At 39.3% G+C, this 18,293-nt stretch carries 10 protein-coding genes and 1 pseudogene; 4 read left to right on the plus strand and 7 right to left on the minus strand.

Going from position 1 to position 18,293, the window contains the following annotated elements:
- Positions 1–133: 133 nt before the first annotated feature.
- A complete protein-coding gene (locus H0W62_14285; GenBank protein ID MBA3649688.1) occupies positions 134–733 on the plus strand; it encodes a hypothetical protein in 600 nt (199 codons plus the stop codon).
- An 89-nt stretch (positions 734–822) separates the two neighbouring features.
- On the plus strand, positions 823–1,341 hold the full coding sequence (locus H0W62_14290; GenBank protein ID MBA3649689.1) for a T9SS type A sorting domain-containing protein: 519 nt from the start codon (positions 823–825) through the stop codon (positions 1,339–1,341).
- A 15-nt stretch (positions 1,342–1,356) separates the two neighbouring features.
- Here H0W62_14290 and H0W62_14295 read toward each other — a convergent pair whose 3' ends face one another.
- The 6 genes from H0W62_14295 to H0W62_14320 all read right to left on the minus strand — a co-directional run bounded on the left by H0W62_14295 (position 1,357) and on the right by H0W62_14320 (position 8,923).
- Positions 1,357–1,701: a hypothetical protein gene (locus H0W62_14295; protein ID MBA3649690.1), complete on the minus strand. Its 345-nt coding sequence runs from the start codon at positions 1,699–1,701 to the stop codon at positions 1,357–1,359.
- A gap of 416 nt (positions 1,702–2,117) precedes the next feature.
- A complete protein-coding gene (locus H0W62_14300) occupies positions 2,118–3,440 on the minus strand; it encodes a TolC family protein (protein MBA3649691.1) in 1,323 nt (440 codons plus the stop codon).
- The gene (locus tag H0W62_14305) at positions 3,415–6,510 is read right to left on the minus strand and encodes an efflux RND transporter permease subunit (GenBank protein ID MBA3649692.1); all 3,096 of its coding nucleotides are present in this window, start codon (positions 6,508–6,510) and stop codon (positions 3,415–3,417) included. Before H0W62_14305 ends, H0W62_14300 begins: the two co-directional genes overlap by 26 nt.
- A gap of 3 nt (positions 6,511–6,513) precedes the next feature.
- Positions 6,514–7,569 carry an efflux RND transporter periplasmic adaptor subunit gene (locus H0W62_14310; protein ID MBA3649693.1) on the minus strand — a complete coding sequence of 352 codons (1,056 nt, stop codon included), beginning with the start codon at positions 7,567–7,569 and terminating at the stop codon, positions 6,514–6,516.
- Positions 7,570–7,574: 5 nt separating this feature from the next.
- Positions 7,575–8,072 (minus strand): MarR family transcriptional regulator, encoded by a 498-nt coding sequence (locus tag H0W62_14315; protein MBA3649694.1) that lies wholly within the window; start codon positions 8,070–8,072, stop codon positions 7,575–7,577.
- Positions 8,073–8,176: 104 nt separating this feature from the next.
- Positions 8,177–8,923, minus strand: coding sequence for a S24/S26 family peptidase (locus H0W62_14320; GenBank protein ID MBA3649695.1), 747 nt, complete (start codon positions 8,921–8,923; stop codon positions 8,177–8,179).
- 4,668 nt (positions 8,924–13,591) lie between these two features.
- Here H0W62_14320 and H0W62_14325 point away from each other — a divergent pair.
- Together H0W62_14325 and H0W62_14330 are read left to right on the plus strand one after the other, a co-directional pair.
- Positions 13,592–16,942 carry an RHS repeat-associated core domain-containing protein gene (locus H0W62_14325; protein MBA3649696.1) on the plus strand — a complete coding sequence of 1,117 codons (3,351 nt, stop codon included), beginning with the start codon at positions 13,592–13,594 and terminating at the stop codon, positions 16,940–16,942.
- Positions 16,942–17,568: a hypothetical protein gene (locus tag H0W62_14330; GenBank protein ID MBA3649697.1), complete on the plus strand. Its 627-nt coding sequence runs from the start codon at positions 16,942–16,944 to the stop codon at positions 17,566–17,568. Before H0W62_14325 ends, H0W62_14330 begins: the two co-directional genes overlap by 1 nt.
- Positions 17,569–17,620: 52 nt before the next feature.
- Here H0W62_14330 and H0W62_14335 read toward each other — a convergent pair.
- Positions 17,621–17,761 (minus strand): annotated as a pseudogene (locus H0W62_14335) (alcohol dehydrogenase).
- Positions 17,762–18,293 lie beyond the last annotated feature (532 nt).

The following is an 18,293-nucleotide window of genomic DNA, read 5'->3' on the forward strand; positions in this document are numbered from 1 at the left end:
CGTACTCAATGCAGTCAAAAACAAATTACTGGCGCGCGTTCTTGCTGTGGTTAAACGCGGAGAACCTTATGAAAAAAATTACTCATTAAAATGTTTGGCCGTGTCATAGAAATCAACGGCCAAAAATTGTTACATGTATTTAACGGAAATGCAAATCTCATTACATTCGGAAAAAAATATTTCGCTGGAATTTATATTATTTAAGCAATTTCTTCTTAGTACTACGGATGGGTATATTTTTACAGGAGCAACACAATCAACTGATGGAGATATAACAGGGAATAAAGGTGGGCAGGATGTCTGGGTTGTTAAGGTCAATTTTAACGGAAATATAGAATGGCTAAAATGCTATGGTGGTACCTATAATGAGGTTGCTTACGCAATACATGCCGCCATTAAAAATGGCTATTTCATCTCCGGAATAACTACATCACTGGATGGAGATGTTACTGATCACCATAACAGCGAAAATAATGAAGCGGATGAATGGGTAATTAGAATAGATACTTCAGGAAATTTACTGTGGGAAAATGCATTAGGAGGTGCAAACTATGACATTGCTTATGATGCAGAGGCAACCTCTGATGGCGGATGTATAGTATCAGGTGTTAGCTCTTCTTTGAGTGGCGATATTAGATTTAATAAAGGGGGCGAGGATGCCCTGCTGATTAAACTGGATAGTGCTGGAATGTACAATGGAGTAAAAACCTGGGAGGATCTAAAGATGATGTAGGGAATCCAGTTAAGCAAGTTCGCGATGGTGGATATATCGTAGCTATAACCACTGAAAGCAATGATGGCGAAGTGATTAATGCTCATGGAATGAGCGATATCTGGGTGGTGAAGCTCAACAAGCGCGGGAACATAGAGCAAAGCCTTACATTAGGAGGTAGTGACTATGATGAGGCAAACTGCATCCAGCAAACTTATGATGGAGGATTTGTGGTATGCGGTGGAACGTCTTCAACAGATGGAGATATTAAAAAAAACAGGGGCCTGCATGATTTTTGGATAGTGCGCCTTGAGCCTTCAGTAATTGATTCTGCTGATTCAGCAGATAATAAAATAATTTTTCGTGCGAGGAAAGCTGAAAGCATTACAGAAAATTTGCTCTCAATATTTCCTTCAATTACAACAGGCACATTTGAAATCAATCTGCAAACCTCTAACACCATTCACCAAGTAAACATCGAAATCTTCAATGCTTTCGGTCAATTAGTTCAAAGCCAACTAACAACTTTAACAAGTGGTATCATTCAGACCGAAATCACCCTCGATGCCGCTTTACCGAGAGGTCTATATTTCGTGAAAACGAGGTGTGCGATGCGGTTGGTAAAATAGTGCTGCAGTGAAAGTTCAGAATTCGAAATAGCACGTAACCAAAGCAGAAATGAATTTTTGCCATTGATTTCTATGACACTTCAAAGCATTTTGGTGAAAATTTACTCCCAAACCGTGTCTCCACCAGATTGCCTTTGCGGGTATGCGTGGGACACGGCGATGTTGAACATCGTATCTTTCATTAATGTCTGTAAAAACAAGACATAATTTCAGGGGGAAATGTATTTCTGCACTTTCACCTGTTATAATTGAATAAACCTTTTTGAGATCACCCGGTCGCATGGCGAGGTGTATAAGTGGTTCAGTATTGCTCAGAGCAAGAGGTATAAGATTATCGCATATTTCATCATGCCTAATCATTTGCACTTTATAATAGCTGCTCCACAGACTAGTGCAAACCTCATACGCTGATGAGCAATGGAAAGCGTTTTATCGCTTATGAAATAGTAAGCAGGTTGAAGAAGAGTCACTGCCACGAAATCATTGCTAACTTCTTACAACCGCCGTGTCCTACGCTCACCCGCCAAATCTTCGAGTGGAGACACGGCTGGGGGGGAAGAAAGTAAAAATAGATAATGATAAAGAATGAAGAATAAAAATTTTATAGCAATTAACAGTAATTATGAGGTCACAACCAGCAGCTATCAGTAACTGACGTTGACTGTTATATTTTTTAATTGCTGACTACTGATCTCTGAAAACTGATAGCTTTTGATTATCTGATAATATTCAATTTTGATAAAAGCTGCTAAAGCCTGACCGCTGATAGCTTGTAGCTATTGTACTAACGACCCATTCAGCATCTGCAAATTTGTTTCAGCAGATTTTACTGCGTATAAAGAGGTTATATATGCAGCACTTACATCATCATACGATCTGTGTGCCTGCTGCAATTCGATTTGAGTAATCGCATACAACTTAAATTCTTCCAGGGCAATGCGCAGGTTTTCCTCAGCCAATTGAAGGTTTTGCTTAAGCACCATCATCTGTTGTAATGCCGTTTTATATTTATGATAAGCAATACTCACAGATGCCTCGGTATTGCTTACCGCCTGTTCATAGTTAATCCGGGCATTTTCTATATTTATTTTGGAAACCTCAACAAGGTTACGGGTTCTGAAGCCATCAAAGAGGTTCCAGCCAAGTGTAACTCCTGCATTCCAGCCGAGATTTTGATTGAGTAAAAAAAAGCTTGCTGAAGAAGAAGAATTGTTGAAGCCATAACCCCCTATAACACTTAGCTGCGGAAAATAAAGTGATTTGTTTTGCTGCAAAATCGCCGTTTGAATATTTACATTTCTGCTTGCTTCCAGCAAAAAGGGATTATGCTCTGTTAGAAATTGGCGGGTAGTATCTGCAGTCCCTGAAGTAACCGGGATACTGTCACCTACCTCAAAATCTAAATCCGGGCTGCGTTGTAAAAGATGGTTAAGGTTTGTCTTTGCATCGAGCAAGGAATTTAGCTGGGCATAATATTGAGCTTCTTCTGTATTACGATCAATCTGCGATTGAAATATTTGCTGCTGGGTTCCTTTACCATGCAACTTCAGATTCTGCGATGTAATTAATTGAACATCATAATACTTCAGGCTGCTGTCTATCTGTACCAGTAACTGCTTTTGCTGAACTACATTATAATAAGCATTTATAATGGTTGCCATTAAATTTTGAATATCGTCCTTGCTGATCAGGCGGGACTGATCTTCCTGCAATCTTAAAAGTTTTGCCGTTGCAAACATTCTTCCGCCATCAAACAAAGTCCATGAAACCGCGGCGCTTATATTCCGCGTATTTGTAGTAGCATTATTGTGATTTAGCTCTGTTCCGTTCGAGTACTGCTGCTTAATCGTTTGGTCGCTGTACAGTATGTTGCTGTTGACATTGAGCTGTGGAAGAAAACCTGCATTGCCCGGAGAATTGCGGATGGACGAAGCTTCAACATTATTGCTGTCAATAATAAGCTGAAAATTTTGCCGCAGTCCGATAACAATAGCGTCATCAACAGACAAATAAGGTATCGTTTGAGCATTTACACCTGACCAGATAAAACACACCAACAGATACACAAATAATTTATGCTTCAACAGGTTCTTCAACATGTTTTACTGTAGCCGGAGCGACCACTTTTTTTGTTCGTGATAAATAACTGTACATAGCCGGAATAACCAGGAGGGTAAATACCAGTGAAATAAATAAGCCACCCATAACTACAATGCCCATTCCCATCCGGCTGGTAGCTCCGGAACCAAGAGCCGCCGCTATAGGTAACGCTCCGAATATAGTTGCCAGGGTTGTCATCATGATGGGTCGCAGCCGCATCACTGAAGCCTGGCGTATGGCATTCATCTTGTTTAATCCTTTCTCTCGTAGCTGATTTGCAAATTCAACAATCAGTATTCCGTTTTTTGTAACCAAACCTATAAGCATGATCATCCCAATTTCACTGAAGATATTCAGCGTTTGATTAAAGTACCACAAAGATAACAGGGCACCCGCTACGGCAAGAGGTACCGTGAACATAATAATCAGCGGATCGACAAAACTTTCAAACTGAGCTGCTAATACGAGATACACTAAGATGAGTGCCAGCATAAATGTAAAGGCAAGGTTAGAAGAGCTTTCGGCATAGTCCCTGGCAGGACCTGTAAGAGCTGTTGAATAGCTTTTATCCAAAACCTGGGAAGAAATTTTATTCATCTCTTTTATACCATCACCGATCGTTTTACCCGGAATTAATCCAGCAGAAATGGTAGCAGAAACATACCTGTTGTAATGATATATAGCGGGCGGGCTACTCTCCTCTTTTACATCCACTACATTATCGAGCTGAATAAGCTGACCATTATTATTTCGTACATAAAGTGATTTTAGGTCCACCGGCTGATCGCGGTTTTCGCGCGGTACCTGGCCTATTACCTGGTACTGATTATTATTCTTTTCAAAGTATCCGAACAAAAGACTGCTGTATGCGAGCTGCATCGTTTGCGCTACATCGCTTACTGCAACGCCAAGGCTGGCAGCCCGGGCGCGGTCTATGGTAATATCCAATTGCGGCTTGTTGAATTTCAAATTCACATCGGTGCCCTGGAAAATCGGATTGCTTTGCACTGCCTGCAAAAATTTCGGAACAGATTCCTTTAACTTGTCAAAGTTAGGCGCTTGTATAACAAACTGCACGGGCAATCCCGATGAGCGGCCAACCTGTATCGTTTGCTGCTGCACACTGAATACTTTAGCATTATTCAGCTTGCCAAGCTTTGACTGTAAGTAATTCGAGATCTGGTCCTGCGTGCGGCTGCGCTGATCAGGGCTTACAAATCCAATCCGGCCTGCTGCACTGTTAACCGCGCTATTCCCTGTAAAACCTGGCGCTACAATGGTGAGCAATATTTGTTTTTCAGAAACAGAATCATTTATAAACTGCGTAACCTGATCCATATAGTGTTCCATCGATTCATAAGAAGAGCCTTCCGGTGCCGTAACGCTTAACCGCACGTAGCTGCGATCATCAAGAGGCGCCAGTTCAGAAGGCAGATAATAAAAAAATCCTGCTGCAATAGCTAAAGCAACGGCTGTAATTACTAAAGCCATCCAACGCATCTTTAAAAAGCTTCTCAATATTCTTTCATAGGTACTGTTCATACTTTCAAAGAAGGGTTCTGTTTTACGATAAAACCAGGAATGTTTGCGGCTTTTTTTTACCAGGTAAGCATTTAGCATTGGTGTAAGTGAAAGCGAAACGAAAGCCGAGATGACTACCGCTCCCGCGAGCACGACACCAAATTCCCGGAATAGCCGCCCTACAAAACCTTCGAGGAAAATTACCGGCATAAAGACCACTACCAATGTAAGAGAGGTGGAGAGCACGGCAAACAGAATCTCATTGCTTCCTTCGATGGCGGCCTCAATGGGCTTCATGCCTTTTTCAATCCGTTTAAATATATTTTCTGTTACCACAATGCCATCGTCTACCACCAGACCGGTTGCGAGCACAATGGCTAAAAGGGTAAGGATATTTATTGAAAAATCCATTACCCACATAATAAAGAACGCACCAATAAGTGAAACCGGAATATCAATCAAGGGACGAAATGCTATGATCCATTCGCGGAAGAAAAGAAAGATAATAAGGATCACCAGCACCAATGCAATGGCAATTGTCTCGCTTACTTCACTTACTGAATTACGTATGAACTGCGTATTATCCAGCGCCACATTCACTTCCAGATCCTTAGGTAACTCCTGCTTTAGCTGACCCATGCGCTTATAAAACTCATTGGAGATGTCAATATAGTTGGCGCCCGGCTGAGGGACCAGTGCTAATCCCACCATGGGGATGCCCGATTGTTTCAGGATGGTTTCTTCATTCTCAGCGCCAAGTTCAGCGTGCCCTACATCTGTAAGCTTAACTGTTTGCGTCCCGTTAGTCTTTAGTATCAGGTTCTCGAAGTCATTTGTGGAAAGCAGTTGCCCGTGTGTGTTTACATTCAGTTCTGTGTGATACCCTTCTATTTTCCCGCCAGGCAAATCCACATTTTGTTTGTGTAATGCATTTTGTACATCCAAAAGTGTTAAGCCGTATGCTGCCAGCTTATTGGGATCTAGCCAGAGACGCATCGCGTACCGCTTTTGTCCCCAGATCTGTATGCTGCTCACACCGGGTATGGTTTGAAGCCGCTCTGCAATCACATTTTCAGCATAATCGCTTAAATCAAGGATGTTACGGGTGTCACTTTGTACCGTAAGAGTTAAAATGGCATCGGCATTGGCATCTGCTTTTGTTACAGATGGTAAGCCATCTATATCTTGGGGCAGTACCCTTACGGTTTGAGAAACTTTATCCCTAACATCATTCGCAGCTGTTTCCAGGTCAGCACCCAAATTAAATTCTACGTTGATGATGCTGGATCCCTGTGAACTGGTGGAAGAAATGCTCCGGATGCCCTGGATGCCGTTAATCGCTTTTTCCAGCGGCTCCGTAATCTGTGATTCTATCACCGCTGCATTTGCTCCTTTATAGTTGGTATTCACCGTAATCATCGGCGGATCAATGGCTGGAAATTCCCGCACGCCAAGAGATTTAAATCCTATAATTCCAAAAATGACGATCACCAGCGACATTACTATCGCGAGCACCGGACGATGGATACTTAATGTGGGTAGGCTCATACGCTACTGCACCTTCTTTAATTTAACTTTCATCTTATTTTTCAAAAATAAGATGCCTGAAGTAATTACGGTATCGCGGGGATGGAGACCGCTTGTGATTTGTACAGCCGTATCATTTCGTATCCCAATCTGCACCGGCACGCTAAAGGCAGTATCCATTCTTGCCACGTAGACTTGCTGTCCGTTTAACACAGGGATTAATGCCTGTGTTGGAATCAGGATCGCCTCAGGATCCGTTCCAAGGTCAAGCGTTATGTTAGCAAAGCTTCCCGGCATAAGCGAGCCATCATTATCACACAATGCACGAACGGTAAGCGTCCGCGTATCGGTATTGATGCCCGGATTTATTACATACACTTTTCCACTATATTGTTTGGTGCTGCCCTGAATCGTAAATGTCAGACGGGTACCTACTTTTATTTGCGGGGCAAACTTTTCAGGCAAATCAAACTGCACTTTAATCGGATTAAGCTGGTATAACGTTGCAATCACCGTAGTGGTGCTTACAAAAGCGCCGGAGCTTACATAGCGCACTCCTATTACACCGTTAAATGGTGCCCGTATTTCACTGTTATCCAGCTCAGCCTTCGTGAAATTGATATCTGCCTGTGCAGATTTAACGCTCAAGCTGGTAGCATTGTACTCATCTTCATTTACGGCATTCAGCTTATAAAGCTGTTCTTCACGTGCAAGGTTGTTTTGAGCTACTTCCAGGGTAGCTTTCTGCTTCTCTAATGTTGCCTGCAGGTTCGCATTGTTCAGCTTTACCAGAAGGTCGCCTTTATGCACTATGTCGCCTTCTTTAAAATAGATCCCGGTTATCATACCATTGAGCTGTGGCTGCAGGTTCACCGACTCGTTCGCTTCCAGTGATCCGCTCACTAATGCAATATTATTCATTACCTGCGGCCTTACCACAAGCGCATCTACTGCCTGAACCGCGGACTTTTTAGGCCCCGAAGCAGGATCTGTTGTTGTGCTTTTCAGAAAAAGAACTTTGATAAGGACCAATCCTATAATAATTGCCACTACCCAGATAAGCCCCCGGTATCTTTTCATTTGTGTCAGGAATATTGTTTCGAATTAATTTTAGATACTTTTTTTCGCCTCACATTTATTATCAAATCCCTGGAGGGCAAAGCTTTTAAATTTAAATACATCTGCTGCAGTACGTTCATAAATATACCCCAGTCACCCTTGCTTACCTGGCTGCTACAATATTCATTTAGTTCTTTTACCGCTCCGTGGATTTCCTTCATTCTGCGGGCTGCCTTTTCTGTTAACCGTATGCGATGTTTCCTTTTATCATTTTTATCCGATTCTCTTATCACATAGCCGTGGCTGGTAAGATAATTAAGGATGCGCACCATAGCGGCCTTATCTACTCCTAACTGGTCTGCAATCTCCTGCTGCGAGCTGCGCGGGTATTCATTCTCAATCATGATCAGGGCGCTGAAGTACCGCTCAATATCCAGTTGATCCAGCTTGCTGTTTAATGCGCCCAAATAGAGGTGAGCATTTCGCCATAGCAAACGGGCAACAGGTAATTGGTTTGGGGTCATTAATTGTTGAAGTTAAATTAGTTGATTGCAACAACTAACAGTAAATGCTTTAAATGGACCTTTTGTTCAAAAAAAGTTGTTTTTTATTTCACCGCTGTGGTGAGTTACCTCTTAAAGCGAATATCTTTTTTAATTTTCTCAATGTCTTTTTTGAGCTGCTGTAAACTGGAAGCAAGACCCTGGTCTTTCGGTTCAAATTCAGCAGTAAAGTAATATTCCATTATAAAAATCTCAATAACTTCTTTTACAGATATTTTCTGCGGAGGATAAGCAGCATTATCGTATTCCAGAACAATTTTTTTATCATCACCGGTAAAAGAAATGCGATGAATTATAGTATCTTGATTTTTACTTCGAAGCAAAACCACATAGATTTTTTTCTCTACAATCTCTTCTGGTAAAATTTTTCTGCAAATAATCCAGCTATTCCAATTAAGGGTGGGTTTCATGAAATCATCCGCTACCTGTACCATAACATATTCTCCGCTTCGGTGTATAATTTCTGATATGGTGAAAGAGGGAAAACTTTTATAGAATTCGTTGTCTTGTTTTGTTAGCCATTGCGATACTGCCTTTGCATTTAGAACATAAATTTGTGATGCAGTTTCATATTTTTCAGAATCTTCCAGTACTAATTGATCGCTGGTTGTTGGAAAAGATTCGAAAGGTTTCCCCTTACCTGTAAGAAGCCAATTAGCATTTAGGTCTTCAAACCTGTTTGTAAGATCGGAAATAATTTCAAAGGAGGGATTATTTTTTGGATCACGAATTAATCGCTGGAGTTTCTCTGAATGACTATAGCCCAGCGCTCGTGATAATTCGTGGATATTCTTATACCCCTTTTTGCGCATCACCAATAATAATCTTTCCGAAAAACTTATTTTCAAATATGTTTGTATATTAAAAACTTGTTTGTATAATTGTTCTATACTGTTTAGATCATCATAGTTGAGTTTTCCAAATTAAATAAACGTAGTTATTTATTCCTTTAAATTATTTTGTATGAATTGGCTACATAAAATCAATTAATGATAAATTATTACTAATAAATATGATTAAATTATGCTTTATTATATATTCGTAACTACTGTATTGAAAATGTATCACTTTAAAACTTTTATATGAAAAGATATACTACCCTCGTTTTCATTCTAGTTAATTCTTATTTTTTAAACGGTCAATCCACCGATGGATTCTTTCCCATTAACCAGGACATTATGCCACCAAGCCCTAATGCGGCTTCTGTGGCAAAGGTTTCCGAAATACCGGTAAGCTTATATACTGGCATACCTGATATTTCTATTCCTTTATATGAAGCTAAAGGTAGAAGCCTCTCCGTTCCTATTTCTCTATCTTATCATGCAAGCGGACTAAAGGTGGATGAGATAGCAAGCTGGGTAGGTGCAGGGTGGGCACTAAATGCAGGGGGACAAATTACAAGAGTGATTCACGGTTTTGCGGATGAAAGCACGGGAACATATGCTGGCTTCGAATCTTTGGCATCTTCTATTCCCTTGTTCAATTTTACCGATTATCCAACAATGAAATCATATGCAGAAGGGAAATATGACGGTGAGCCCGACGAATATTTTTACAATTTCGGAGGAAAATCTGGCTCCTTTATGATAGGTAATGATGGAGTCTGGAATACAATGCCCTATGACAATATTAAAATTGAGCGTAAAAGTCTCAGTGGTTCAAAATATTTTGTAATTACTGCCGAAGACGGCATAGTATATTATTTTGGATATAGAAAAAATTCTACTTCATCGTATATTGATGGTATTGAAAGCAGCACCAATGAAAGCAGTTGCGGAGATTCCAACAATCCTACCTGGCCTACAACCTGGAATTTAACACGTATTGAATTACCTACCTCAGCAGAATTTATTGATTTTGAATATGCAGATTACGAAATGGAATACTCCACAGGAACTATGGAGACGAAATATTTTTCCATAGATGCGATGGGTGAGTTTGGGGATATTTGCACTAATCAGCAAGATTTAAATTGTACAAACAGGATGTACGTATTTGGAAAAAAGGTTTCAAGAATTAATTTTTCAAATGGTTATATTACATTTAATGATAAAAGTAATTTCATAAGAGAAGATTTAACAAATCTTGATGCAGGAAATATTGGATACCCTTTGGGGAACATTAAAATATATCTAACCAGTCAATTGGTAAAATCTTATGATCTTGACTATTCATATTATTATAAATCGAATGTTGCAACAAGATTAAAGCTATTATCCATAACCGAAAAAGGAAAAGATGTAACAGCTATTGGTCAGCCTTATAAATTTGATTATGAAGCAACAACATTGCCACCCCCTAATTACAATACGACAGATAACTCCGCTAAAGGTCAAGACCACTGGGGATTTTATAATGGCGTTACAGACAATTCAACTTTAATTCCCCCGGCATATGAGCCAATTACTCAAACTAGCTTCAGTGGTGCGGATCGTGAACCTCATTGGCCTTACACTCAAGCTGGAATTCTTACTAAAATTACTTATCCAACCCTGGGTTATACATCTTTTACTTATGAACCTAACTATTATGGTTATAATGCAAACTTATCGCTTATAAGTAATCCCATAACAGAAAATGTAACTTATAAAGCAAATGCTAAATACCCCGGGAAAAATAAAGCCGATGTAGTTGAGGACTCGAAATCTTTTACACTGGCAGCAGACACAGATTTAATTGTAACCTATAGCAGTAGCGCCTGTGATAACTGCCAGGAAATAGAGACTAGTTATAATATCCAAAATGTAAAGACATTAGAATATATAAACTTACCATCATCCGGCGGAATCATAAAGTTAAAGAAGGGAGATTATCAGTTATATGCATCAGCATTTTGTACATGTGAATCCGCTAATGCCTGGATCAGCATCGCATACGATTCAATTACTGGCTACAATAAATCTAAACAAGGTGGAGGATTACGAATTAAAACCATCGTTCAAAGTGATGGGGACGGAGACCATTCAAATGATATAATTAAGAATTATTCTTATAGTATATCAACCGAATCAGATAGACCAAGTGGTGTAAATTTCTCAACACCTGTTTATTCATATAATTACAATAAAATCAGGCCAATTCCATCCCATGGAGTTAATGAGGGTGGTGAAACTCTTTGTCAGTATCTGGTACGAACTCCCTGCAGCCAAACTGTTATGGGAACATCAAAAGGGGGTTATGTGGGTTACCAAGAAGTAAAAGTCGCCGAGGGTGATCAGACTAACAATAATGGTTGGAGTATTAATAAATATAGTATGGTGGGAGTTAATAACCCCTACTCTTATCCATTTACTCCTTTAACCAATTTAGAAAATGAAAAAGGTTTATTAATTGAAAATGCAGTATATGGTAATAATGGAAATATTTTAACAAAGCTTAAGAATGAATATTACACTGACAGGTCGAATAATCGAACCATAGTTTATGGACTGAAAATAGGTTATGTCAACGAGTGCATAGATAAGGACGGATTAGATTATGATCTTTATAAGGGGGCAACCTATAATAATATTTCTGAATGGATTTATCTTAACAAATCCACTGAAACCACTTACGATTCAGTAGATTCCACCAAATCTATTTCAAAAGTAACTCAGTACTACTATGACAATCCTGCTCACCTTCAGCCAACCAGGATTGTAACCACCCGTTCAAATGGCATTACAGAAACGCAGGTAATGAAATATCCAAAAGATTATAATGTGACCGATAGTTATTCCGGCAGTAATTCCATGTTAAAGGCTATTGCTCAAATGGATGTGCAGCATATGGACAACAACATTATTGAAAAATATAACACGATCACTAAGAATAATTACTCTGTGTTTCAGGGAGATCCGAATCTTGTCACGAACCAGGCAAATATAATTGGTGGATCTTTCACTTATTCAGCAAATAATCCGCAACAGAAAGTAATAAATCCTTTTGCAACTGAATCTGTCATCAGCGGTTCCCTCTCAAATTACCGGCTTTTCAAAAATTATGTTGTCCGGGATACTGTTTTACTTCTTGACCTGGATGCGCCTCTTTCTACTTCTTTCTTTACTGTTTCCAACTATGATGGTTCTAAATTTATCAGGGATACAAGATATCGGGGAATAATGGTTAATGACTTGTATGACGATTCTATCCAGCTTACCATGTTTCATCGCCCATATGATATACGCAGCTCTGTAGTATATGATTACCCATCAGGTAAGGTGGCTGTTATTGCGAAAAACGCTGATCAATCTTTAATAGCATATGCTGGTTTTGAAGGTAATAACCTGGGCGGATGGGACTATCCATCTTCCGGAGTTTCTCTTGTTGGATTTCAGGGAATCAATACTACTGCTACCGGCACTCATTTTTACCAGCTGAGCTCTTCCCGTACCTTCCAAAAGAAAAATCTGCCCGCAGGAACATATGTGGTTAGTTACTGGTACAAAGGTGCTCCATCGCTAACAGTTGGAACGATTCAAAAAACCATTACAGGAGAATCTGTTAATGGCTTTACCTATAAGGAGTATGTAATAAAATTAACTGCAACGACGAATGTAACCATTACTGGTACCACCAATGACTTCATCGATGAAGTACGACTTTATCCTTCTAATGCAGTTATGACTTCATATGCCTATTTACCGTCCCGAAACCTTTCTGAAAGCTGTGATGAAAACAACTACATAATCCATCATGAATATGACAACTTTGACCGCTTAAATTATTCTGCCGATCATTACTTGAATGGACTTTCCTATTTGGATTATCACTATAAGGATCCCAACAATTCATCGGATTACAATTTTATCCGTAATGAAATAGCTCATTCAGAAGGCCAAAATAAATCAAGTCTTACAGCAGGTAATCTCTCATCAGGCCTTGCTCACCGTCATCTTGAATTCTTTGACGGATTAGGAAGATCGATACAATCTGTAGCAGTTAAAGAAAGCCCTAAATCTAAAGATATTGTGATTCCGCGAGTATATGATCAGTATGGCAGAGAAACGAAAAAATACTCCTCTTATACTACTTCTTCTTATAGTGGCGCCTTTAAACCAACAGCCATAGCCGATCAGGCAAACTTTTACCTTACATCTTCTGATATTGCTGCTACCTCTTATCCCAATTCAGAGACCTCTTTCGAATCTTCCCCGCTTAACAGGCCTCTTATACAGGCTAACCCGGGAGAAACATGGAAGATGGGAGGTCGTAACATCACCTATTCCTACCGTTCTAATGGAAACAACGAAATACGGCAATGGATTAATACAAATGGAACCTGGGCTGGAAGTAAATTTTTTGGTTCAGGTTTATTTTATGTGAATCAAATAACTGATGAGATCGGCAATCAGCATTTCACCTTTAAGGATAAAAATGGCTTGCTTGTTTTAGAAGCTAACCAGAAACCTAACCCGAATGATATTAACCCGCATAAAGTTATTACTGCCAGCTACATTAATGAAAATGACTTTGCTTTGACCTATTATGTCTACGACGATATGCTTCGGCTGATTATGGTCATTTCTCCGGCTGCAGTGGATTTTATGGCAGATAAAATGGATTATACTTTAAAAACTGATGTGCTTAATAAATGGGTCTTTCAATATCAATACAATAAGCGGGGGTTGGTTTCGGCAAAAAAAATTCCAGCTCAGGATTGGACCTACATGGATTACGATCAGCTCGATCGGATAGCCTTAACTCAGGATCCAAATCTTCGAACATCAAACAAATGGATTTTCCAGAAATATGATGAATTGGGACATCCAATTATTAATGGACTTGCAACTATTAGTAGCAAATCAAACATTGATTTACAAAATACGATGTGGTCCACAAACGCTGTTTTATACGAATCACGTATCGGCCCTTCCGATTGGTGCACTACAAATGATGGCTATACTCACAACGTATATCCGACATCCTGCTCCGAAGATTTATTACTTAACTACTTTAATGATTACGATTTTGACGGTAATGGTTCCGATGATTTTATACCTATCTCATCGGACATTGCACGATCTAAAAATAAGTTAACAGGTACTTTTGTTGAGGTTCTAAATACGACTCCATCTCAATTTGTGAAGCAAGCCAATTTCTATGATTACCGCTACCGCATAATAGAAACAGATGGACTTAATGAAAGGGATAGAAGTGATCAGACATTGAATACTTATGATTTTGCAGGAAACATTTTAACTTCTGTTAGAAATCTTTCTGTTTCACATCTCATGGGAACTTTATCGATTACTAACAGACAAACATTTGATAATGCAGACCGTCTTATTGATACTTATATGCAGGTAGATGCAGCTCCGGAAATCTGGCTCGCTGATTTGGCCTACAATGAAATAGACCAGGTAAAGCAACGCAACCTTGAGAATTACATGGCTGGCATTGATGACCGTCAGTCGGATACGCACAGGGAGTCTACTCAGTATATTGATTATAAATATAATACCCGCGGATGGCTTACCGATATTAATGATATTACTACGGCTTCTTCCCTTAACGGTGATTATTTTGCAATGAAATTGCATTACGACGATGGAAACAGTTCGTTAGGTGCATCCTCGCAGTATACAGGAAATATTTCCTGGGCTGAATGGCGTAACTCCAGCGATTCAGTTAAGCGTCAATACGGATATCAATATGATCAGTTAGACCGGTTGACCAAGGCAAAGTATACTTCTTACAACCCTAAAGAAACTAAGGTGGACGATGATTTATTCACGGTCAGCAACCTGAAATATGATGCTAATGGAAATATAAATGCTATGAAAGTAAAAGGAGTGATAAGTAAAGTTAAAAACGCTTATACATATGGTGTAGCCGATGATCTTACCTATTCTTACGATGGAAATAAGCTAACAAAAGTAGTTGATAAAGGAACGGGTGAATGGAGTAATGGCCTGGATTTTCGTGGAACTGGAAATACCTATAACTATGATGCCAATGCGAACATGACCAATGATCCGAACAAGGGTATTTCCGTTACCTACAATTATTTGAATCTTCCTGAATCCATAACCAAAACTTCTACAGGCGATAATTTAAAAGTAAGCTACGATGCCGGAGGAAACAAGTGGCGGGAAGTTACTACAATAGCCGGCACGAAAGATTCGACACTCTATTTTGGTGGCATTATTTATGAAAAAGGCGTACCTAAGAAAATATTAAACAGTGATGGGTATTTAGTGAAGGACAGTGCAGGCAACTGGAACTCTTACTATTACATTAAAGACCATCTTGGTAACATCCGTACGGTATTTAAAGGCATAGAGATGGTCTATACCAATGCGCCGCTCACCATGGAAACAAACATAGATGAAGAAGGTAATTATCCGAAATATCATAATGTTGCTTCTACACGTAATAACCTTGAGCGATTTCAGGGGATCAGTAGTGCAGAAATACATAACGCACAAGGTCCATATACAGATGCCCCCATTCATGCACGTGACTCAGTGAAAATCAGTGTATATTATTACTGGCAGAAGAATGCGCAAAAGCCACAGCAACCACCAAAGAATCCCAATAATTTTTTGCCTCTTATTCAATTGCAGACGCTTCCTGATATTCTTTCACAACAACGTATAGAATCAGGCAGGCAACACAGCCGGTCCACCTTCGGTATGCAACTTAATATCATTGGATTGTTTAATTATTTACACGATAAGCACCATCAGCAAAGAGATATTGAAGCTCCTGAATCTGCACCAGATGCTTATGCCTTGCTTCAGTTACAAGACAGTTCTAACAATGTGGTGCAGGAGTGGAAATATAAGAGTGACAGCTCGGATAAATGGATACACTTAAGCGACTCCATGAAAATTATCGTTCCCGATTCCACTATGAAATATCATCTTCACATGGAGCTGGTGAACAACAGTGATGAAAATGTCTGGTACGACACCTTGAACCTGCGTATTGGTACGCCAACTACTCCTGTTATTCAGGAGAACAGCTACTACCCTTTTGGAAATATGATCGATAAATTGTGCTGGCAGACAACCGGGGAGGATACTTCAGCGTATAGATATAACGGTAAGGAGTGGTATAATCCATTTGGATTAGACTGGCTGGATTACGGAGCCCGCTGGTACGATCCTCAAGTGGGGAGGTGGTGGAGTGTTGATCCTCTCGCAGAGAAGTTTCTGGGATGGAGCCCGTTTACCTACGGGAATGATAACCCGATTGGAAATATTGATCCCGATGGAATGGCAGCGGACGGGGATTATTATGGTAAAAATGGAAAATATTTAGGCAGTGATGGAATAAACGATAATAGAGTTTACACAGTGAATACTACAACTATCGCAAACTCTAATGTTCCTTCTGTATTTTTACAGTCACAAATCAATTATGTGGGGCAATCAACTGGGTTTGAGTTATCATTCACTGGAAATGCAAATGCGGAAAATTCCCAACAGGCCGATGGAACAGTAAATGTATATCAAAACGTAAGTAACGGAAGCCAATTTACCCGCATGAGTTTAGGTGCTGTTGGAGGCCCTTTTGGAAATGGAGCGCCACCCAATGGGGATTACACTGTAGATGACCCACGTCTAAGAACAGAATCCGGATTTACGAGAGACGATTTTGGTTTTAGTTTTAATCTGAATCCTCAATTTGAAACCCAACGAACACTCTTACGAATCCATCCAGATGGGAATACTTCGGGAACATTGGGCTGCATAGGATTACAATGTACTGGCACTCAAGGAAAATCCTTCTATAATTTATTGAGTAATGAAGTAAATCGAAATGGTGCAATGAACTTAAATATTAATATTACAGACAATCCGAATAATCAAGGCGGTGAAGATGTTCCAAAAATCAACGAATAATGAAAATAGCAATCCTACTCTTTATACAACTTGCAGGAACTATATTATTCCAAGCATGTGATAAATCTTTTAAATCGGACAACAGAGTTAATACTGGAATTATATCTATTACTTCTGACATACATTCTTTTATGCCAGATACTTCTATAAACGGATTACTCTTTTTAAATAATCCAGCCTCTATTAAAAATGGCTTTGGAGATATTATGTCATTGCTGGAAAAAGAAAAAGACTATCCCGATTTATATCTATTAGACAGCACAAAGAAAGAATATTTACGAATGGTCTTATTTCCAGGCAGTAGTAGGAACAGCATAAGTCAATTTGAAGTAGGATACTATGCAGACCTGCCAGCAGCTACTAAAATCACTACCTCTCGTTTTCTTTCCTTTTATACAGAAAGCCAGTTAAAATTAGGAATATCAAAAGAGCAGTCAATTCAGATCAAAGAATCGGATTATAAAGAGGAAAAAGGAAAGAATAACCAAATTATTATTAGATATGTTTTGAATGATTTTAATAAGTCTGCTTTTTTAAAAAGATACAATATGCCCGTTTATTTTGCGGAATATTGGTTCAAAGAAAATAAGCTTATTAAATATTGGTTTGGCTTTGAATATCCGTGATAACAGAATTTGAGAAACCAGCATCCCCTTTGCTGGCCTTTAGGTTTGCAGCCCCATGTAAAATACCGAGGTCGGTTCCGCAAATAGTGGTCTTTACTATTTTGACTACTGCATCAGTAGATTTTATAATGGTAGGGATAGGTATATTTTTCAATTCAATAATGCCGGGTCCACCATATATAAGTCCTTTCATTCCCGCCCTTGTGATGCCCGGCTTTAATATTTCTTCTAATTCAATTTCTATTGGTTCATTAGGAAACAAACCTTGATCTGCGGTGTTCATGGATAATTATACGTTTAAATAATGACTAAATGTTCAGATAAGAAATTCAGTGGAGCAGTCGTAATGAATGGAACAAGTTGGTGAAAGAGATTGAATAATTACAAATGCTTCAAGAGAATACTGTAAGGTAGCCTATTAGATTCAGTTGGATATCATTAAGAATGATTAGATGGCTTCAGGAAATTTGAATACTCTTATGAAAGAGATATTTCATAGTGGTTATACTTCTATTAAACCATGGTTCCACGACGCGAGCAAAGGCAACTGTAGGGAATGAAGATACAGAATGAATTGTGAGGGTGAAATAGACTGGTTAATTTGCATGATTTCAGTTCAAAAGTGTGGGCAAGCAAATTGGCAGGACACAATGAAACACGTTAGCCATGAATGGAGTTCTGGAAAAAGCTTCTCTTGCGCTCGGTGCTGAGGCGGATGAAACGAA

The organism is Chitinophagales bacterium, from assembly GCA_013816805.1.
Taxonomy (GTDB): Bacteria; Bacteroidota; Bacteroidia; order Chitinophagales; family UBA10324; genus MGR-bin340.

What these genes read in the sequence shown, in the direction of transcription:
- H0W62_14285 (MBA3649688.1), top strand. Translation starts at nt 134, where the DNA reads ATGTATTTAACGGAAATGCAAATCTCATTACATTCGGAAAAAAATATT.
- H0W62_14290 (MBA3649689.1), top strand. Translation starts at nt 823, where the DNA reads ATGAGCGATATCTGGGTGGTGAAGCTCAACAAGCGCGGGAACATAGAG.
- H0W62_14295 (MBA3649690.1), bottom strand. Translation starts at nt 1,701, where the DNA reads ATGATTAGGCATGATGAAATATGCGATAATCTTATACCTCTTGCTCTG.
- H0W62_14300 (MBA3649691.1), bottom strand. Translation starts at nt 3,440, where the DNA reads ATGTTGAAGAACCTGTTGAAGCATAAATTATTTGTGTATCTGTTGGTG.
- H0W62_14305 (MBA3649692.1), bottom strand. Translation starts at nt 6,510, where the DNA reads ATGAGCCTACCCACATTAAGTATCCATCGTCCGGTGCTCGCGATAGTA.
- H0W62_14310 (MBA3649693.1), bottom strand. Translation starts at nt 7,569, where the DNA reads ATGAAAAGATACCGGGGGCTTATCTGGGTAGTGGCAATTATTATAGGA.
- H0W62_14315 (MBA3649694.1), bottom strand. Translation starts at nt 8,072, where the DNA reads ATGACCCCAAACCAATTACCTGTTGCCCGTTTGCTATGGCGAAATGCT.
- H0W62_14320 (MBA3649695.1), bottom strand. Translation starts at nt 8,923, where the DNA reads ATGCGCAAAAAGGGGTATAAGAATATCCACGAATTATCACGAGCGCTG.
- H0W62_14325 (MBA3649696.1), top strand. Translation starts at nt 13,592, where the DNA reads ATGCTTCGGCTGATTATGGTCATTTCTCCGGCTGCAGTGGATTTTATG.
- H0W62_14330 (MBA3649697.1), top strand. Translation starts at nt 16,942, where the DNA reads ATGAAAATAGCAATCCTACTCTTTATACAACTTGCAGGAACTATATTA.